This is a genomic window from Streptomyces sp. SCSIO 30461 (assembly GCF_037023745.1).
In the GTDB taxonomy this organism is placed as follows: Bacteria; Actinomycetota; Actinomycetes; order Streptomycetales; family Streptomycetaceae; genus Streptomyces.
The window spans coordinates 293,531-305,721 of the sequence record NZ_CP146101.1 but is presented as its reverse complement, the minus strand read 5'-3'; the positions used below and the strand labels follow the sequence as shown (position 1 = coordinate 305,721).

General features: G+C 69.6%; 12 protein-coding genes. 3 read left to right on the top strand and 9 right to left on the bottom strand.

The genetic code is table 11. From position 1 onward, the window contains the following. Positions 1-207: 207 nt before the first annotated feature. From V1460_RS01430 to V1460_RS01395, 8 genes are all read right to left on the bottom strand, one after another. A complete protein-coding gene (locus V1460_RS01430) occupies positions 208-1,860 on the bottom strand; it encodes a long-chain fatty acid--CoA ligase (RefSeq protein ID WP_338671634.1) in 1,653 nt (550 codons plus the stop codon). A 282-nt stretch (positions 1,861-2,142) separates the two neighbouring features. Further along, positions 2,143-2,676: a SigE family RNA polymerase sigma factor gene (locus V1460_RS01425; RefSeq protein WP_338671633.1), complete on the bottom strand. Its 534-nt coding sequence runs from the start codon at positions 2,674-2,676 to the stop codon at positions 2,143-2,145. Positions 2,677-2,877: 201 nt separating this feature from the next. Continuing rightward, entirely contained in the window at positions 2,878-4,044 is a 1,167-nt protein-coding gene (locus tag V1460_RS01420) for a lipid-transfer protein (protein ID WP_338671632.1), read from the bottom strand. Continuing rightward, positions 4,041-4,514 carry a MaoC family dehydratase gene (locus tag V1460_RS01415; protein ID WP_338671631.1) on the bottom strand — a complete coding sequence of 158 codons (474 nt, stop codon included), beginning with the start codon at positions 4,512-4,514 and terminating at the stop codon, positions 4,041-4,043. Before V1460_RS01415 ends, V1460_RS01420 begins: the two co-directional genes overlap by 4 nt. Further along, positions 4,511-5,569 (bottom strand): acyl-CoA dehydrogenase family protein, encoded by a 1,059-nt coding sequence (locus V1460_RS01410; protein WP_338671629.1) that lies wholly within the window; start codon positions 5,567-5,569, stop codon positions 4,511-4,513. Before V1460_RS01410 ends, V1460_RS01415 begins: the two co-directional genes overlap by 4 nt. A 1-nt stretch (position 5,570) precedes the next feature. Next, entirely contained in the window at positions 5,571-6,548 is a 978-nt protein-coding gene (locus V1460_RS01405) for an OB-fold domain-containing protein (protein ID WP_338677851.1), read from the bottom strand. A gap of 11 nt (positions 6,549-6,559) precedes the next feature. Continuing rightward, positions 6,560-7,804 (bottom strand): acyl-CoA dehydrogenase family protein, encoded by a 1,245-nt coding sequence (locus V1460_RS01400; protein WP_338671628.1) that lies wholly within the window; start codon positions 7,802-7,804, stop codon positions 6,560-6,562. 347 nt (positions 7,805-8,151) lie between these two features. Continuing rightward, positions 8,152-8,463 (bottom strand): hypothetical protein, encoded by a 312-nt coding sequence (locus tag V1460_RS01395; RefSeq protein ID WP_338671627.1) that lies wholly within the window; start codon positions 8,461-8,463, stop codon positions 8,152-8,154. A gap of 312 nt (positions 8,464-8,775) precedes the next feature. Here V1460_RS01395 and V1460_RS01390 point away from each other — a divergent pair, with 312 nt between their 5' ends. Then, positions 8,776-9,699 carry a bifunctional DNA primase/polymerase gene (locus V1460_RS01390; RefSeq protein WP_338671626.1) on the top strand — a complete coding sequence of 308 codons (924 nt, stop codon included), beginning with the start codon at positions 8,776-8,778 and terminating at the stop codon, positions 9,697-9,699. A gap of 201 nt (positions 9,700-9,900) precedes the next feature. Here V1460_RS01390 and V1460_RS01385 read toward each other — a convergent pair whose 3' ends face one another. Further along, entirely contained in the window at positions 9,901-10,467 is a 567-nt protein-coding gene (locus tag V1460_RS01385; RefSeq protein ID WP_338671625.1) for a lamin tail domain-containing protein, read from the bottom strand. Positions 10,468-11,183: 716 nt separating this feature from the next. Here V1460_RS01385 and V1460_RS01380 point away from each other — a divergent pair. Together V1460_RS01380 and V1460_RS01375 are read left to right on the top strand one after the other, a co-directional pair. Beyond that, on the top strand, positions 11,184-11,567 hold the full coding sequence (locus V1460_RS01380) for a hypothetical protein (protein WP_338671624.1): 384 nt from the start codon (positions 11,184-11,186) through the stop codon (positions 11,565-11,567). A 132-nt stretch (positions 11,568-11,699) separates the two neighbouring features. Further along, positions 11,700-12,188 (top strand): hypothetical protein, encoded by a 489-nt coding sequence (locus V1460_RS01375; RefSeq protein WP_338671623.1) that lies wholly within the window; start codon positions 11,700-11,702, stop codon positions 12,186-12,188. Positions 12,189-12,191: the final 3 nt, after the last annotated feature.

The window sequence follows — 12,191 nt, the reverse complement described above, 5'->3', positions numbered from 1 at the left end:
ACCGCTCCGGTCGGGCCGAGGCACTCGGACCGAGGCGGTCGTCCCCCCGCTCTGCGACCGGCGCTCAGGGGTAAGACGGACGGCGACCCTCCGAGCCGCCACCTGCCTCCTCTCCCCTCTCGGCACGCCCGCCTTCTCTCCTGCGGCGAACGGAACGAGCCCCTGGCGGACACGCCAGGGGCTCATCGTCCTGCGAGCAGCTCCAGCTCAGTCGACCCGGGTTACGTCGAGCTGGCCCAACCTATGTGCTTCGCGAATCTTCTTCTTGTCGAACTTCCCGACGCTCGTCTTCGGCACCTCCGCGATGATCGCCCAGCGCTCAGGCAGCTGCCATTTCGCGATCCGCCCGGCCAGGAACTCACGGAGCGACACGTAGTCGGCCGTCGAACCCTCCTTGAGCACGATGGTGGCCAGCGGGCGCTCCCCCCACTTCTCGTCCGGGACAGCGACGACCGCCGCCTCGGCCACCTCGGGGTGGGCCATCAGCGCGTTCTCGAGTTCGACGGAGGAGATCCACTCACCGCCGGACTTGATGACGTCCTTGGCCCGGTCGGTGAGCGTCAGGAAGCCCCGGGGGCAGATGACGCCGACGTCACCGGTCCTCAGCCAACCGTCCTCGCTGAACTTGTCCTCCGGCCTGTGCGGTTCACCTTCCGAGCCGCTGTAGTACGCGCCTGCGATCCACGGTCCGCGTACCTCGAGCTCACCCGCCGATTCCCCGTCCCAGGGCAGGAACTCCCCGCCGGGACCGCGCAGCCGGGCCTCCACACCGGCCGGGAAGCGGCCCTGGGTGAGGCGGTAGCCGAACTCCGCGTCCGTACCGCCGGCATCGGCGGGCGGGCGGGCGATGGTGCCGAGCGGGGAAGTCTCCGTCATGCCCCAGGCGTGGCACACGCGCATGCCGAGCTTGTCGAACGCCTCCATCAGGGACGGCGGGCAGGCGGAACCACCGATGGTGACCTGTCCCAGACAGCTCACATCGCGGGGCTTGGCGGTCAGTTCGGCGAGCAGGCCCTGCCAGATGGTGGGCACGGCCGCGGCATGCGTCGGGCGCTCGGTCTCGATCATCTCGGCGAGCGGTCCGGGCTGGAGGAAGCGGTCCGGCATCAGCATGTTGACGCCAGTCATCAGCACGGCGTGCGGCAGGCCCCAGGCGTTGACATGGAACTGCGGCACCACGACCAAGCTGGTGTCACTGTCGGTGAGACCCATCGACTGGGCCATGTTGACCTGCATCGAGTGCAGATAGATGGAGCGGTGCGAGTAGACGACGCCCTTGGGGTCGCCCGTGGTGCCCGAGGTGTAGCACATGGCCGCTGCCGACCGCTCGTCCAGCTCGGGCCAGTCGTACGAGGTCGGCTTCCCTGCGATCAGTTCCTCGTACTCGTGCACCTGGGCGGTCGCCCCATCCAGCAGCGAGCGGTCACCGGGACCCGACACCACGACATGCTCGACCGTCGGCAGATGCGGCAGCAGCGGGGCGAGCAGTGGCAGCAGGGAGCCGTTGACGATCACGACCCGGTCCGCCGCGTGGTTGACGATGAACACCAACTGCTCGACCGGCAGCCGCAGATTGAGGGTGTGCAGGACGGCGCCCATGCAGGGCACGGCGAAGTACGCCTCGACATGCTCGGCGTTGTTCCACATCAAAGTGGCGACGCGCTGGTCCCCGTCGACCCCGAGTTCGTCCCGCAGGGCGTGCGCCAGCTGAGCGGTCCGTTCGCCGAGCTCCCGGTAGCTGCGCCGGTGCGGTTCGCTCTCCCCTGTCCACGTGGTGACCTGTGAGGTGCCGTGGATCGTCATCCCGTGCTTCAGGATGCGGGTCACGGTCAGTGGTACGTCCTGCATGGTGCTCAGCACGGCGTCCTCCCGGTGGGCGCGCAGCTCTCGGCTCTCGACCGGGGACGGGGTGCGTCCCGGCCCTGGCAGTACCCCTGGCAGTAAGGGGTGTGGAGATTCTGCGCACATACCGCATGGTATGTCACTACCTCCCGGTAGCCCATTTTCCGTTCCGGCCCCGTCGGCCCTCGCCCGGGACGGACCGCGGCCCACCCCGGAAGCATTCCGCAGGGCGGGCCGTCCACACATGTACGACCCCGGCGCCGGACCACGGGCTTCGGGGCCGCTACCGCGAACCGTCGCTCACCGCACCGGCGCGAGCTCCGGGTCGTCGCGCAGCTTTCCGAGAGCACGCGAGACGGCACTCTTGACCGTGCCGACCGAGACACCGAGCACCTCCGCCGTCTGGGCCTCGCTGAGGTCCTCGTAGTACCGCAGCACGACCATCGCGCGCTGGCGGTCCGGGAGTCGCATCACCGCGCGCCACATCGCGTCGTGCAGGACCTGGCGCTCGGCGGGGTCCGGCTCGGGGACGGCATGGGGTTCGGGAAGATCGTCGCAGGCGAACTCGTCGACCTTGCGCTTGCGCCACTGCGACGTGCGCGTGTTGACGAGCGCGCGCCGCACATAGCCGTCGAGCGCCCGGTGGTCCTCTATGCGGTCCCAGGCCACATACGTCTTGGTGAGCGCGGTCTGAAGGAGGTCCTCGGCGTCGCACGGGTTGGCCGTGAGGGAGCGGGCGGTCCGCAGCAGTACGGGCCCCCGCGCCCGTACGTACGACGAGAAGGACGGATACGTCGCCGCCCTGGAAGCGGTCGCGCAGACTGGCGTGGTCATGGCTCCACGCTATGAGCGGGCCGTATGCCGCCGGATCGACCCAGGGTGCCGAAAGCGAGTCCCTCTCAGGTTGTAGGGGCGACGTAAGCTCAACCTCCCCAAGGTGGAGGGCGCCAGGCCCCTGGGTAGGGGGTCGAGGGGCCCCGTCGCGGCCCCACAGCACCGCGACCGCCTTCCGCACACCCGTTGAACAAGGCCGTTTCAGCCGTCACTCCCCAGGATGAGTCCGGAGGTCGGCACTCCGGTTCCCGCTGTGACCAGGGCCGTCACGGCGCCCGCCACCTGGTTCACCGAAGTGCCGCGAATCTGGCGGACGGCTTCCGCGATTCCGTTCATCCCGTGCAGATACGCCTCGCCGAGCTGCCCGCCGTGGGTATTGAGAGGAAGCCCGGCGGCCGCGACGAAGTCGGCCGCCTCACCCGGCTTGCAGAAGCCGAACTCCTCCAACTGCATCAAGACAAAAGGAGTGAAATGGTCATAGAGAATCGCGACGTCCACATCGGCCGGCGCGAGTCCGGAGGTCCGCCACAGCTGCCGGGCCACGACACCCATCTCCGGCAGGCCGGTGAGATCGTCACGGTAGTAGCTGGTCATCTGCTCCTGTGCACGCCCTGCCCCTTGCGCCGCCGCGACGATCACCGCCGGTGGCCGCCGCAGCTCCCGCGCCCGCTCCACCGATGTCACCACGATCGCCTGACCACCGTCCGTCTCCTGGCAGCAGTCGAGGAGACGCAGGGGCTCGACTATCCACCGAGAGGCGGCATGGTCCGCGAGCGTGATCGGTCTCCCGTGGAAGTACGCGGCGGGGTTGCGTGCCGCGTGACGCCGGCCGGTCACGGCGACATGGCCGAACGCCTCGGGGGTCAGCCCGTACGCGTGCAGATAGCGCTGCGCCGTCATCGCCACCCACGAGGCGGGGGTGAGCAGTCCGAACGGCAGGTACCAGCCGAGCGCCGCGCCCTCGGCCGATGGCTCCCGGCGCTGTACACCGGAGCCGAACCTGCGGCCCGACCGCTCGTTGAACGCCCGGTAGCAGACCACGACTTCGGCGACCCCGGCCGCGATGGCGAGGGCCGCCTGCTGGACGGTGGCGCAGGCCGCGCCACCACCGTAGTGGACCCGGGAGAAGAAGGAGAGTTCGCCGATGCCCGTCGCTTGGGCCACGGTGATCTCCGGACTGGTGTCCATGGTGAAACTGACCATCCCGTCGACATCGGCGGGGGACAGCCCGGCGTCGTCGAGTGCCGCCCGTACCGCCTCCGCGGCGAGGGTGAGCTCGCTGCGGCCGGAGTCCTTGGAGAATTCGGTGGCTCCGACACCGGCCACCGCCGCTCGCCCACCGAGGAGATCGGCCTTGCGCACACTCACGACCCCACCTCCGCCACGGGGTTCAAGGGCAGTTGGACGGTGACCGCGCCGGTGACGTGGCGGCCGATGCCGTTCGCACCGACAACCCGCACCTGAACCGTGCCCGACCCGACGTCCGTCTCGGTGATCGTGCCGGTCAAGGTCATCACGTCGCCCGGGTAGTTGGGGGCTCCGAGCCGGATCGCCACCTTGCGGAGCACGGCGGTGGGACCGAAGTGGTCCGTGACGTACCTTCCGACGAGCCCGTTGGTCGTCAGGATGTTCATGAAGATGTCCGGCGAGCCCTTCGCCCTGGCGAGTTCGGCGTCATGGTGCACATCCTGGTAGTCGCGGGACGCGATCGCTCCGGCGACGATCAGGGTGCGGGTGAGCGGGACGGCCAGCGGGGGCAGTTCATCGCCCACGCACGGCGCACCGCCAGGTCTGTCGTCCGGCCCCCCACTCGATGCACCGTTCCGTATCCCACTCATCGGACCGCCTCCTTCGGGTTCGCCAGCAGCAACCCCAGTTCTTCGAGAAGTTGGGCTCCGCAGCCCAGATACGCGTCGAGCTGCCGCCCCCACAGGAAGTGCCGATGGACCGGATGGTCGAGGTCGGCACCCATACCACCGTGCAGATGCTGTCCCGTGTGGACGACCCGCTTGCCCGCTTCGGAGGCCCACCACCCCGCGATCAGCGCCTGCTCGTCGTACGTCAGCCCCTCGTCGCACCGCCAGGCCGCCTCGTACACGGTGACCCGGATCGCCTCGGTGTCCATGTATGCATCCGCCGCACGGAGTTGGACGGCCTGCTTGGTGGCAAGAGGACGGCCGAACTGCTCCCGTACCGACGTGTAGGCGACGGCATGGGCGAGTGAGCCCGCGCAGACACCCGCCTGGAGCCCGGCGAAGGCGACGCGGGCGAGACCGAGCACGTCCTGGTAGGCCTGGCCATCGGAGTCCTCGTGCCCGACGCGCTCCGCCGGGGTGCCGTCGAGCGTGAGCCGGGCCGCGGCCCAGGGCGCCGTGGTCTCCACCGCCGTGATCCGCGCCTCCGCCGCCCGTACCAGCCACAGCACTCGCTCGACGTCCGGGACGAGCACATGCGTGGCGTCCCGCAGCCAGGGCACCCAGCCCACCGTGCCGCTGAGACGCCCGTCGCCCGTGGCGCGCACGGTCGCGCGGTCCGTTCCGCGCGGTGGGAACGCGCCGACGGCCACCGCGCTCCCGGCCCTCAACGCCGGCAGCAGACGAGCTCGCTGCTCGGGCGTGCCGTGTCGGGACAGCGCGAGCACCCCGTAGACACAGCTCGCCGCCAACGGCACCTGAGCGGTGGTCCGGCCCTGCTCCTCCAGCATCAGTACGAGTCCGAGCAGCCCTATCTCGTCCAGGGCCCCGGGCAGCCCCGCGGCGCACAGCGCCTTCCACAGCTCCGCGTCCGTACCGGTCCCCGCCGTGGCCGGCCGATCGTGGGTGGACCGGTCGGCGAAGATCCGCGCGGACAGCTCACGGGCCGCCTGCTGCTCCTCGGTGGGTGTGAAGTCCATGTCAGACCACCCCTGCCGCTGTGGCCGCGTCGACCAGCGGACGGAAGACCGGCAGCTCCTGGGCTTCGTCCGCCTTGATGAAGTCCAGCCTCACCCGCATCCCGATCCGGACCTCGTCGCAGGGGACCCCGACCACGTTGCCGACCATCCGGACGCCTTCCGCCAGCTCGATCAGTCCGACGGCATACGGAGGATCGAAGGCGGGGAACGGCGGATGGTGCATCACCACATACGAGTAGACGGTGCCACCGCCGCTCGCCTCGACCGCCTCCCAGCGCGGCGAGCCGCAACCGCCGCAGCCCGGCAGCCAGGGGAAGCGGAGCTCGGCGCAGTCCGCGCAGCGCTGGATCAACAGCCGGTGCTCTTCGACGCCGTCCCAGAACCCGGCGTTGTCGCGGTTGATCACGGGCGAGGGGCGGCGGCTCGGATGGGACTCGTTCTGCCGCCGGGATGCACTGCCGGCTTTGGGCGGTGCGTACTTGAGGACCCGGAAGCGGTGCGTACCGACGGGTTCGCCGTCCACCCGGATGTCCATGCGCGTGGTGATGAAATGGCCCGCGCCCAGCTTGGTCGTCTTGCGTGGCGACACCGACTCGATGACCGAGTCGAAGGTGATCCGGTCGCCAGGACGCAGCGGACGCAGGTACTCCTGCTCGCAGTCGGTCGCGACGATCGAGGTGCAGCCGACGCTGTCGAGCAGCGCGGAGAGTTCGTCGTAGGCCCCCGAGCGCTCCGCGTACCCCGAGAGCCCGCCCATCGTCCAGGCTTGGAGCATCGTGGGTGGCGCGATCCCGTCCGGACCGGTGTAGGCCGGATTGGTGTCGCCCATCGCCTCACACCAGTGCCTGATCATCGGCTCGTTGACCGGGTCCTTCCCGATGCCGGGGGCGGCTGTGGGGCGGCCCTCGTAGGTCTTCAGGCGCTCGTACAGCTCCTCGTCACCGATCGGATCCACGTCGTCGACCGCTTCCGTACCCACCGCTTCCCCACTCACCGCTTCCCCCTCCGCATACCGAGCCGCATCGTGGCCACCAGTTCCCGCTGCACCTCGCTCACCCCGCCCCCGAAGGTGTTGATCTGCGCGGCCCTGTTCATCCGCTCCAGCTCACCGGCGCCATGGCCCCCGCCGCTGTCCCCGCCGTCCCTGCCGTCACCGCCGAAACCGGCATCCCCGCCGAAAGCCCCCGGGGACCCGGTCCGCACCAGTGCGGCGTCCCCCACGACCTCCTGGCACATCCGGTACACCTCGACGGCCGACTCCGTACCGGCGAATTTCACGCCACTGGCGTCACCAGGAGCCAGCCGGTCCGCTCCCACATCCGCCACCAGACGCCAGTTGAGCAAGCGGGTCGCCGCGATCCTCGCGTGCACCTCGGCGATCCTGCTGCGCACCCACGGACGGTCCACCGGTCGCTCGCCCGTCAGCGGATCGGGGCGGCGGGCGTGGTCGAGGGCCGCGGCAGCGAAGTCCTCGGCCTGCATACCGACGGCGGCGAGGGCCACTCGCTCATGGTTGAGCTGGTTGGTGATCAGCGCCCAGCCGTGGTTCTCCTCGCCGACCAGATTGGCGGCCGGGACCCGGATCCCGTCGTAGTGGGTGGCCGTGGTGGTCAGCCCGCCGACCGTGTGGATCGGGGTCCATGAGAACCCGGAAGCGTCCGTCGGCACCAGGATGATCGAAATGCCCTGGTGCTTGGGAGCGTCCGGTTCCGTGCGGCAGGCAAGCCAGATCCAGTCGGCGTTCTGGGCGTTGGAGGTGAAGACCTTCTGTCCGTCGATCAGCCAGTGGCCGCCCGTCGCATCGTCCGGTCCCGCACCGCGTACGGCCCGGGTGCGCAGGGCGGCGAGATCGGTACCCGCGTCGGGCTCGCTGTACCCGATCGCGAACACCACGTCACCGCTGAGGATGCGCGGGAGGAAGAAGGACTTTTGCTGCTCCGTGCCGTACTTCATCAGGGTCGGACCGACTGTGTTCAGTGTGACCATGGAGACCGGGGCTCCAGCGCGATAGGCCTCGTCGAAGAACACGAACTGCTCGTCGGCTCCGCGCCCTTGCCCTCCGTAGACGACCGGCCAGCCGAGGCCGAGCAGTCCGTCGGCGCCGATCCGCCTCAGCAGTCGGCGCTGTTCGGACGGGTCATCCGGGTGCGGTGGTCCGTCGGGCATCAGCTCGCGGAAATACGCGCGGAGTTCAGCGCGCAGCACCTGCTGGCGTGCGGTCGGTGCGAGGTGCACGGCGGCGGCCTCCCGAAGGGTTGCGTCTCGCTCTTCTGACTGACCGTCAGGTTGACTCCGGGGGATTCGGGCTGTCAAGCCAACGACCGGCGGCCTGTGCACCGATGCCATCGCACCGCCGCACAGGCCGCCGTCACCCTTCAGTCGATTCCCGTCAGCCGAACCCCCTCATGCTCCGAGCCCCCACGTGTCGACCCCCCGCACATATCGATCTTCCTCACATGCCGTGCCCCCTCCATCAGGAATCCCCCCACCACGCCCCGGTCGATCCCCACCCCCTCCGATGACACCCCGAGCCCCCTCGGAAAGCCCCCGGCCGCCCCCAAGCCGCACCCCCTCGGGCCGGATCACCAGAGCCTGCTGAAGAACACCGCGATGTTGTCCGTGGACTGATCGATGGCGGTGAAGCCCGAGCCGTTCACACTCGCCGTGCGGTTCTGGTTGGACGCCCCGGCCCCCGTGGCCACCTGCTGGGTGGTCGTCGAGTTCCCGTGGTTGTCGCCACCGACGCCACTGCCCACGACCCCGGCCACCGCCGCGTTCGACCCGTTGTTCGCGAAGGCACCGTTGTCCGCGTGGGCCGCACCGGTGAACAGCGTGGCAGCGAGGGGCAGTGCGGCGAGGATGGCGCCGGTACGAGCGGTGCGGGTGCTTGCCATGTCATTTCCTCCAGGACCGGAAGTGCGGAAGACGGAAGTCATAAGCCGAAGTGCGTCCGAGACCAGGCGAGTTGGCTGATCACCCAGGTCGCGTCTCGGTCGCGGTTTGCCGTTGTGCACGACGTTGCGAATCCAGAGTTGCCCAGCGAATCCCCTGCGAACCACCCCGGAGTGCCCGATTCCCCCTCAAGCGTGAGGACAAGTCGATAAACCCCCTTTACCCGAAGAAGCGTTCCAGCGCCCTTTCGGCCAATCCGCACCGGGCCACCCTCACCCTTCCTTTATTCGAACTGCAGTACGAACATAGAAGTCATGGCCACCACCGCCCGCCGCAATGTCACCTTGGCCCTCACCCACGCGCTCTCCGCCGCCGAGCGCGGGCACGCCGTGATTCCCCTGTCTCCCGGCAAGCTCCCCGCAATCCCGTCGCCCCATCGCCACGACCCGGTCCGGGCCTCGCACCCGTGCCACGGCGAGTGCGGACGTCCGGGGCACGGCGTACACGACGCCGCGACCGACCCCGCCGCCATACGGGCGCTCTTCGCCGCCGCGCCTTGGGCCACGGGCTACGGAATCGCCTGCGGACGAGCACCGCACCACCTGATCGGGATCGACCTCGACACCAAGTCCGCGGCCACCGGCACAGGCGCGGCGCACGATGCCGAGGCGGTGGTCGCGCTGCGGCAGTCGGCGCTCCAACACCTGTTCACGATCCCGGACACGGCGACCGTGCTCACACCCAGCGGAGGCCGTCATCTCTGGCTGACGGGGCCGCCCGATGTCGTCGTACCGAACTCCGCCGGACGACTCGCACCCGGGATCGACATCCGGGGTAGCGGCGGCTATCTCGTCGGTCCGGGTTCGGTGTCCGCTCACGGCGCCTACCGGTTCGCGCCCGGAACGCCCTGGCCGGCCCCCGCGCCCTGCCCCCGCGCACTGCTGCGCCTGCTGGCCGCCTCGGTCCACCGCCCCGGCCGGCGCCCGCCCGGCGCGGTACCGCCCGGCAGCGACCGACCACCCAGAGGCGAGGGGCTGGTCCAGTTCGTCGGAGCGGCCCATGAGGGCCAGCGCAACACTCGGCTGTTCTGGGCGGCCTGCCGCGCGTACGAGAACGGCATCGGCGACGACCTGGCGGACGCCCTCGTCGGCGCGGCGGTCCGCGCGGGGCTGAGCGAGCGTGAGGCCCGGGCGACGATCGCCTCGGCGGGACGGCTGCTCGCCGGTCGCCACGCATGACAGGGACCGTCGCCCGCCCGGGCACCCTCAGGCAGGCCCCGGGCACTGGCGCACGGAAAAGGGGCGCCCTGTTCGAGGGCGCCCCTTGCCGTGGCCGACGTGACCGTCGGTCTCAGCGGATCAGATCAGCGGAATCGGACCTGCGTACGGCAAACCAGCAGTTCAGCGCTTCAGGAATCCGACGGCTCGGAAATCCGATGTTCAGCGGCCACGGCCCCGGCCCCAGGACTCCTGGTCGATGACACGGCCGCGGTCGTTGCGGAGCGTGGCGGTGTCGCGCGCGTTCCAGACCTGGCGGCTACGGTCCTGGTAGACATCGCGGTGGCTGTCGAAGCCCCGCCCGGTGTGGACCTTGACGCTCGAACCTCCAGCGAGACGCAGGTTGCGGAACCGGTAGGTGTTGCCGTCCCGGTCGGAGATCGTGTAGCCGCGCAGGTTCACCGGCGCCCGGCCGATGTTCCTCACCTCGACCCACTCGGAGTTCAGGGCACGGTTGGAACGGTTGTCACGACCGAATCCGTCGTGCCGGACCTCGCCGATGACGATCGGGGAACGGCGGTCGTCGTGGCCCCGGCCACGGTCGTGACCCCGGCCGTTGTTGTGCCCACCGTGGCCGCGGTCGTACTGCCGGGCGAGGTCGACAAGGTCGCCAACACGGCCGCCGCGGTGGTGCACATCGGCCGCCGCGGGCAGAGCCGCCGCGGCGACGAGCGCGCCGGACGCGAGGACGGTGGCGACGATACGACGGGTGGTGCGAGAAGCAGACATGAGGGGCCCTCTCAAGAACGTGCCCGCAAAGCCCCGTTCAGGGCTGTTGAGGGGGATCAGGATCCCGGCTGGTGCCGAGGGCCCAAACTCTGGCCGACGAGCGGTGACAACTTCCACCAAATCGACCCTCATGACGAAAACCGGACATCTCCGTAACTCTCGCCTGCATCCGGCACCGATTTCGAACGGCCCATTACCGCGGGTTCACTGTGCACTACATCGACCCGTTGATCAATCAACAACAAGCGGTTGCCAAAAGCTGCCGAGTCACCCAAATGGCTTATTCCACGCCACCTCTGAACGACCTGGATTTTTGTAACAGCCACCGACGCCACTTACTCGTACACACGTCTCGATCACCGTGCTGACGTGCGGTTTCACCTCACCCGTTCGCCAACGCGGATCCTGGTGCGTCCTTGTTGTCCGCCATCCCTGTCATCGGCACACCCAGTCGGATCCTGAAGCCGCCTCCCCCGTACGGCGGCGATTCGCCCACGCCCGCGGGCAGCGCCGGATGTCAGAGACCCGCCCTGCATTGCGGCCATGGGTGGCTGTCTGTATGACCTCGGCGCGCAGGAGTGGTCCGGCGATCAGGAAGGCGGACGGGCCGAGGTCGCGTCGGCTCTGGACGATGAGCCGGCACGACGGGGGCTGCCGCGGTACGCGCCCCGCCCGGACGGGAGCCCCTGGGCTTCGAGGAGAAGCTCAGCCCACCCATGGACGGATTCAACGCGCTGTGTGCGCAGCACCTGCCGTCCCGGGAGAGACACATGGTCGGCGACTGGACGTTGCTGATGCCGCTCTCCCTCGATCCGGAGATCGTGCTGCCGATCGCGAACGACATGGACGGCAGGACCCTGATCGTGGGAGCACCCCGGATACCGGCGTGCATGGAACGGCTGGCGTCCGCCATAGCCCTGCCACCGGACATCCCGGTGCCGGGCACTCACCTGGCTCTGACGGCCTGGCGCACGGACGGCGCGGCCGGGAGTCTGGCCGCCGCCAAGCCAGGCCATGGGGTGCGGACCTGGACGCGGCATTCCATGTCGCGCTGCGTCGGCGAGCCGCTCAGTACACCCTGCGCCATGGCTGCCCGATGACCTACTCCTGAGCGGGCGGTGCGAGCACCTCAGAAGTTGCTCAGGAATGCCCGGTTCCTCTGTGGCGTGGTCAGCCGTGGGCTCTATTTTCGCTCCTGACACACCGACTTGGGCATGCAGGGGGAGCTTCACATGGGAACGTCCGCCGGGACCGCTTCACGCCTGACCGCCGCGGGCCTGCTGATCGCCGCGTTGGCAGGGGGCGCGGTCGGCTGTACCGACAACGACGGCAGAGCGGCGGAACCGCCTACGGCGAGCGCGCCCCCGAAGAGCGACGCGGCCGCGTCGCAAGCGGCTGACTCGACCGGCGAGACCATCACGGAGGCACCCGCGCCCTTCAGCGGCAGGGCCGTCATCCAGGTCGCCTCGCGCGCCGGCAATGCCGTCCTGCCGCTGAAGCCGACAGATGCCGGCAGGATCGGCGTCCACATCAGTTGCCGGGGCAAGGGTCCCCTCACCGTCTCCGTCGCACCCATCGGCCTCAGCTTCGGACTGTCCTGCGGCGACAAGGTGACCGGCCAGTACAACGAGTTCCACACGAACGAGGCGAGCGCCAAGGAGGGCGCAATCCGGATCACAGCTCCGACCACGGCCCGCTGGGCGCTGACCGTCGAACAGTGATGT

Excerpts from the sequence above, each read along its gene's own strand:
- V1460_RS01410 (WP_338671629.1), bottom strand. The coding sequence starts at position 5,569 with ATGGACTTCACACCCACCGAGGAGCAGCAGGCGGCCCGTGAGCTGTCC.
- V1460_RS01375 (WP_338671623.1), top strand. The coding sequence starts at position 11,700 with ATGGGAACGTCCGCCGGGACCGCTTCACGCCTGACCGCCGCGGGCCTG.
- V1460_RS01380 (WP_338671624.1), top strand. The coding sequence starts at position 11,184 with ATGGACGGATTCAACGCGCTGTGTGCGCAGCACCTGCCGTCCCGGGAG.
- V1460_RS01395 (WP_338671627.1), bottom strand. The coding sequence starts at position 8,463 with ATGGCAAGCACCCGCACCGCTCGTACCGGCGCCATCCTCGCCGCACTG.
- V1460_RS01415 (WP_338671631.1), bottom strand. The coding sequence starts at position 4,514 with ATGAGTGGGATACGGAACGGTGCATCGAGTGGGGGGCCGGACGACAGA.
- V1460_RS01425 (WP_338671633.1), bottom strand. The coding sequence starts at position 2,676 with ATGACCACGCCAGTCTGCGCGACCGCTTCCAGGGCGGCGACGTATCCG.
- V1460_RS01390 (WP_338671626.1), top strand. The coding sequence starts at position 8,776 with ATGGCCACCACCGCCCGCCGCAATGTCACCTTGGCCCTCACCCACGCG.
- V1460_RS01385 (WP_338671625.1), bottom strand. The coding sequence starts at position 10,467 with ATGTCTGCTTCTCGCACCACCCGTCGTATCGTCGCCACCGTCCTCGCG.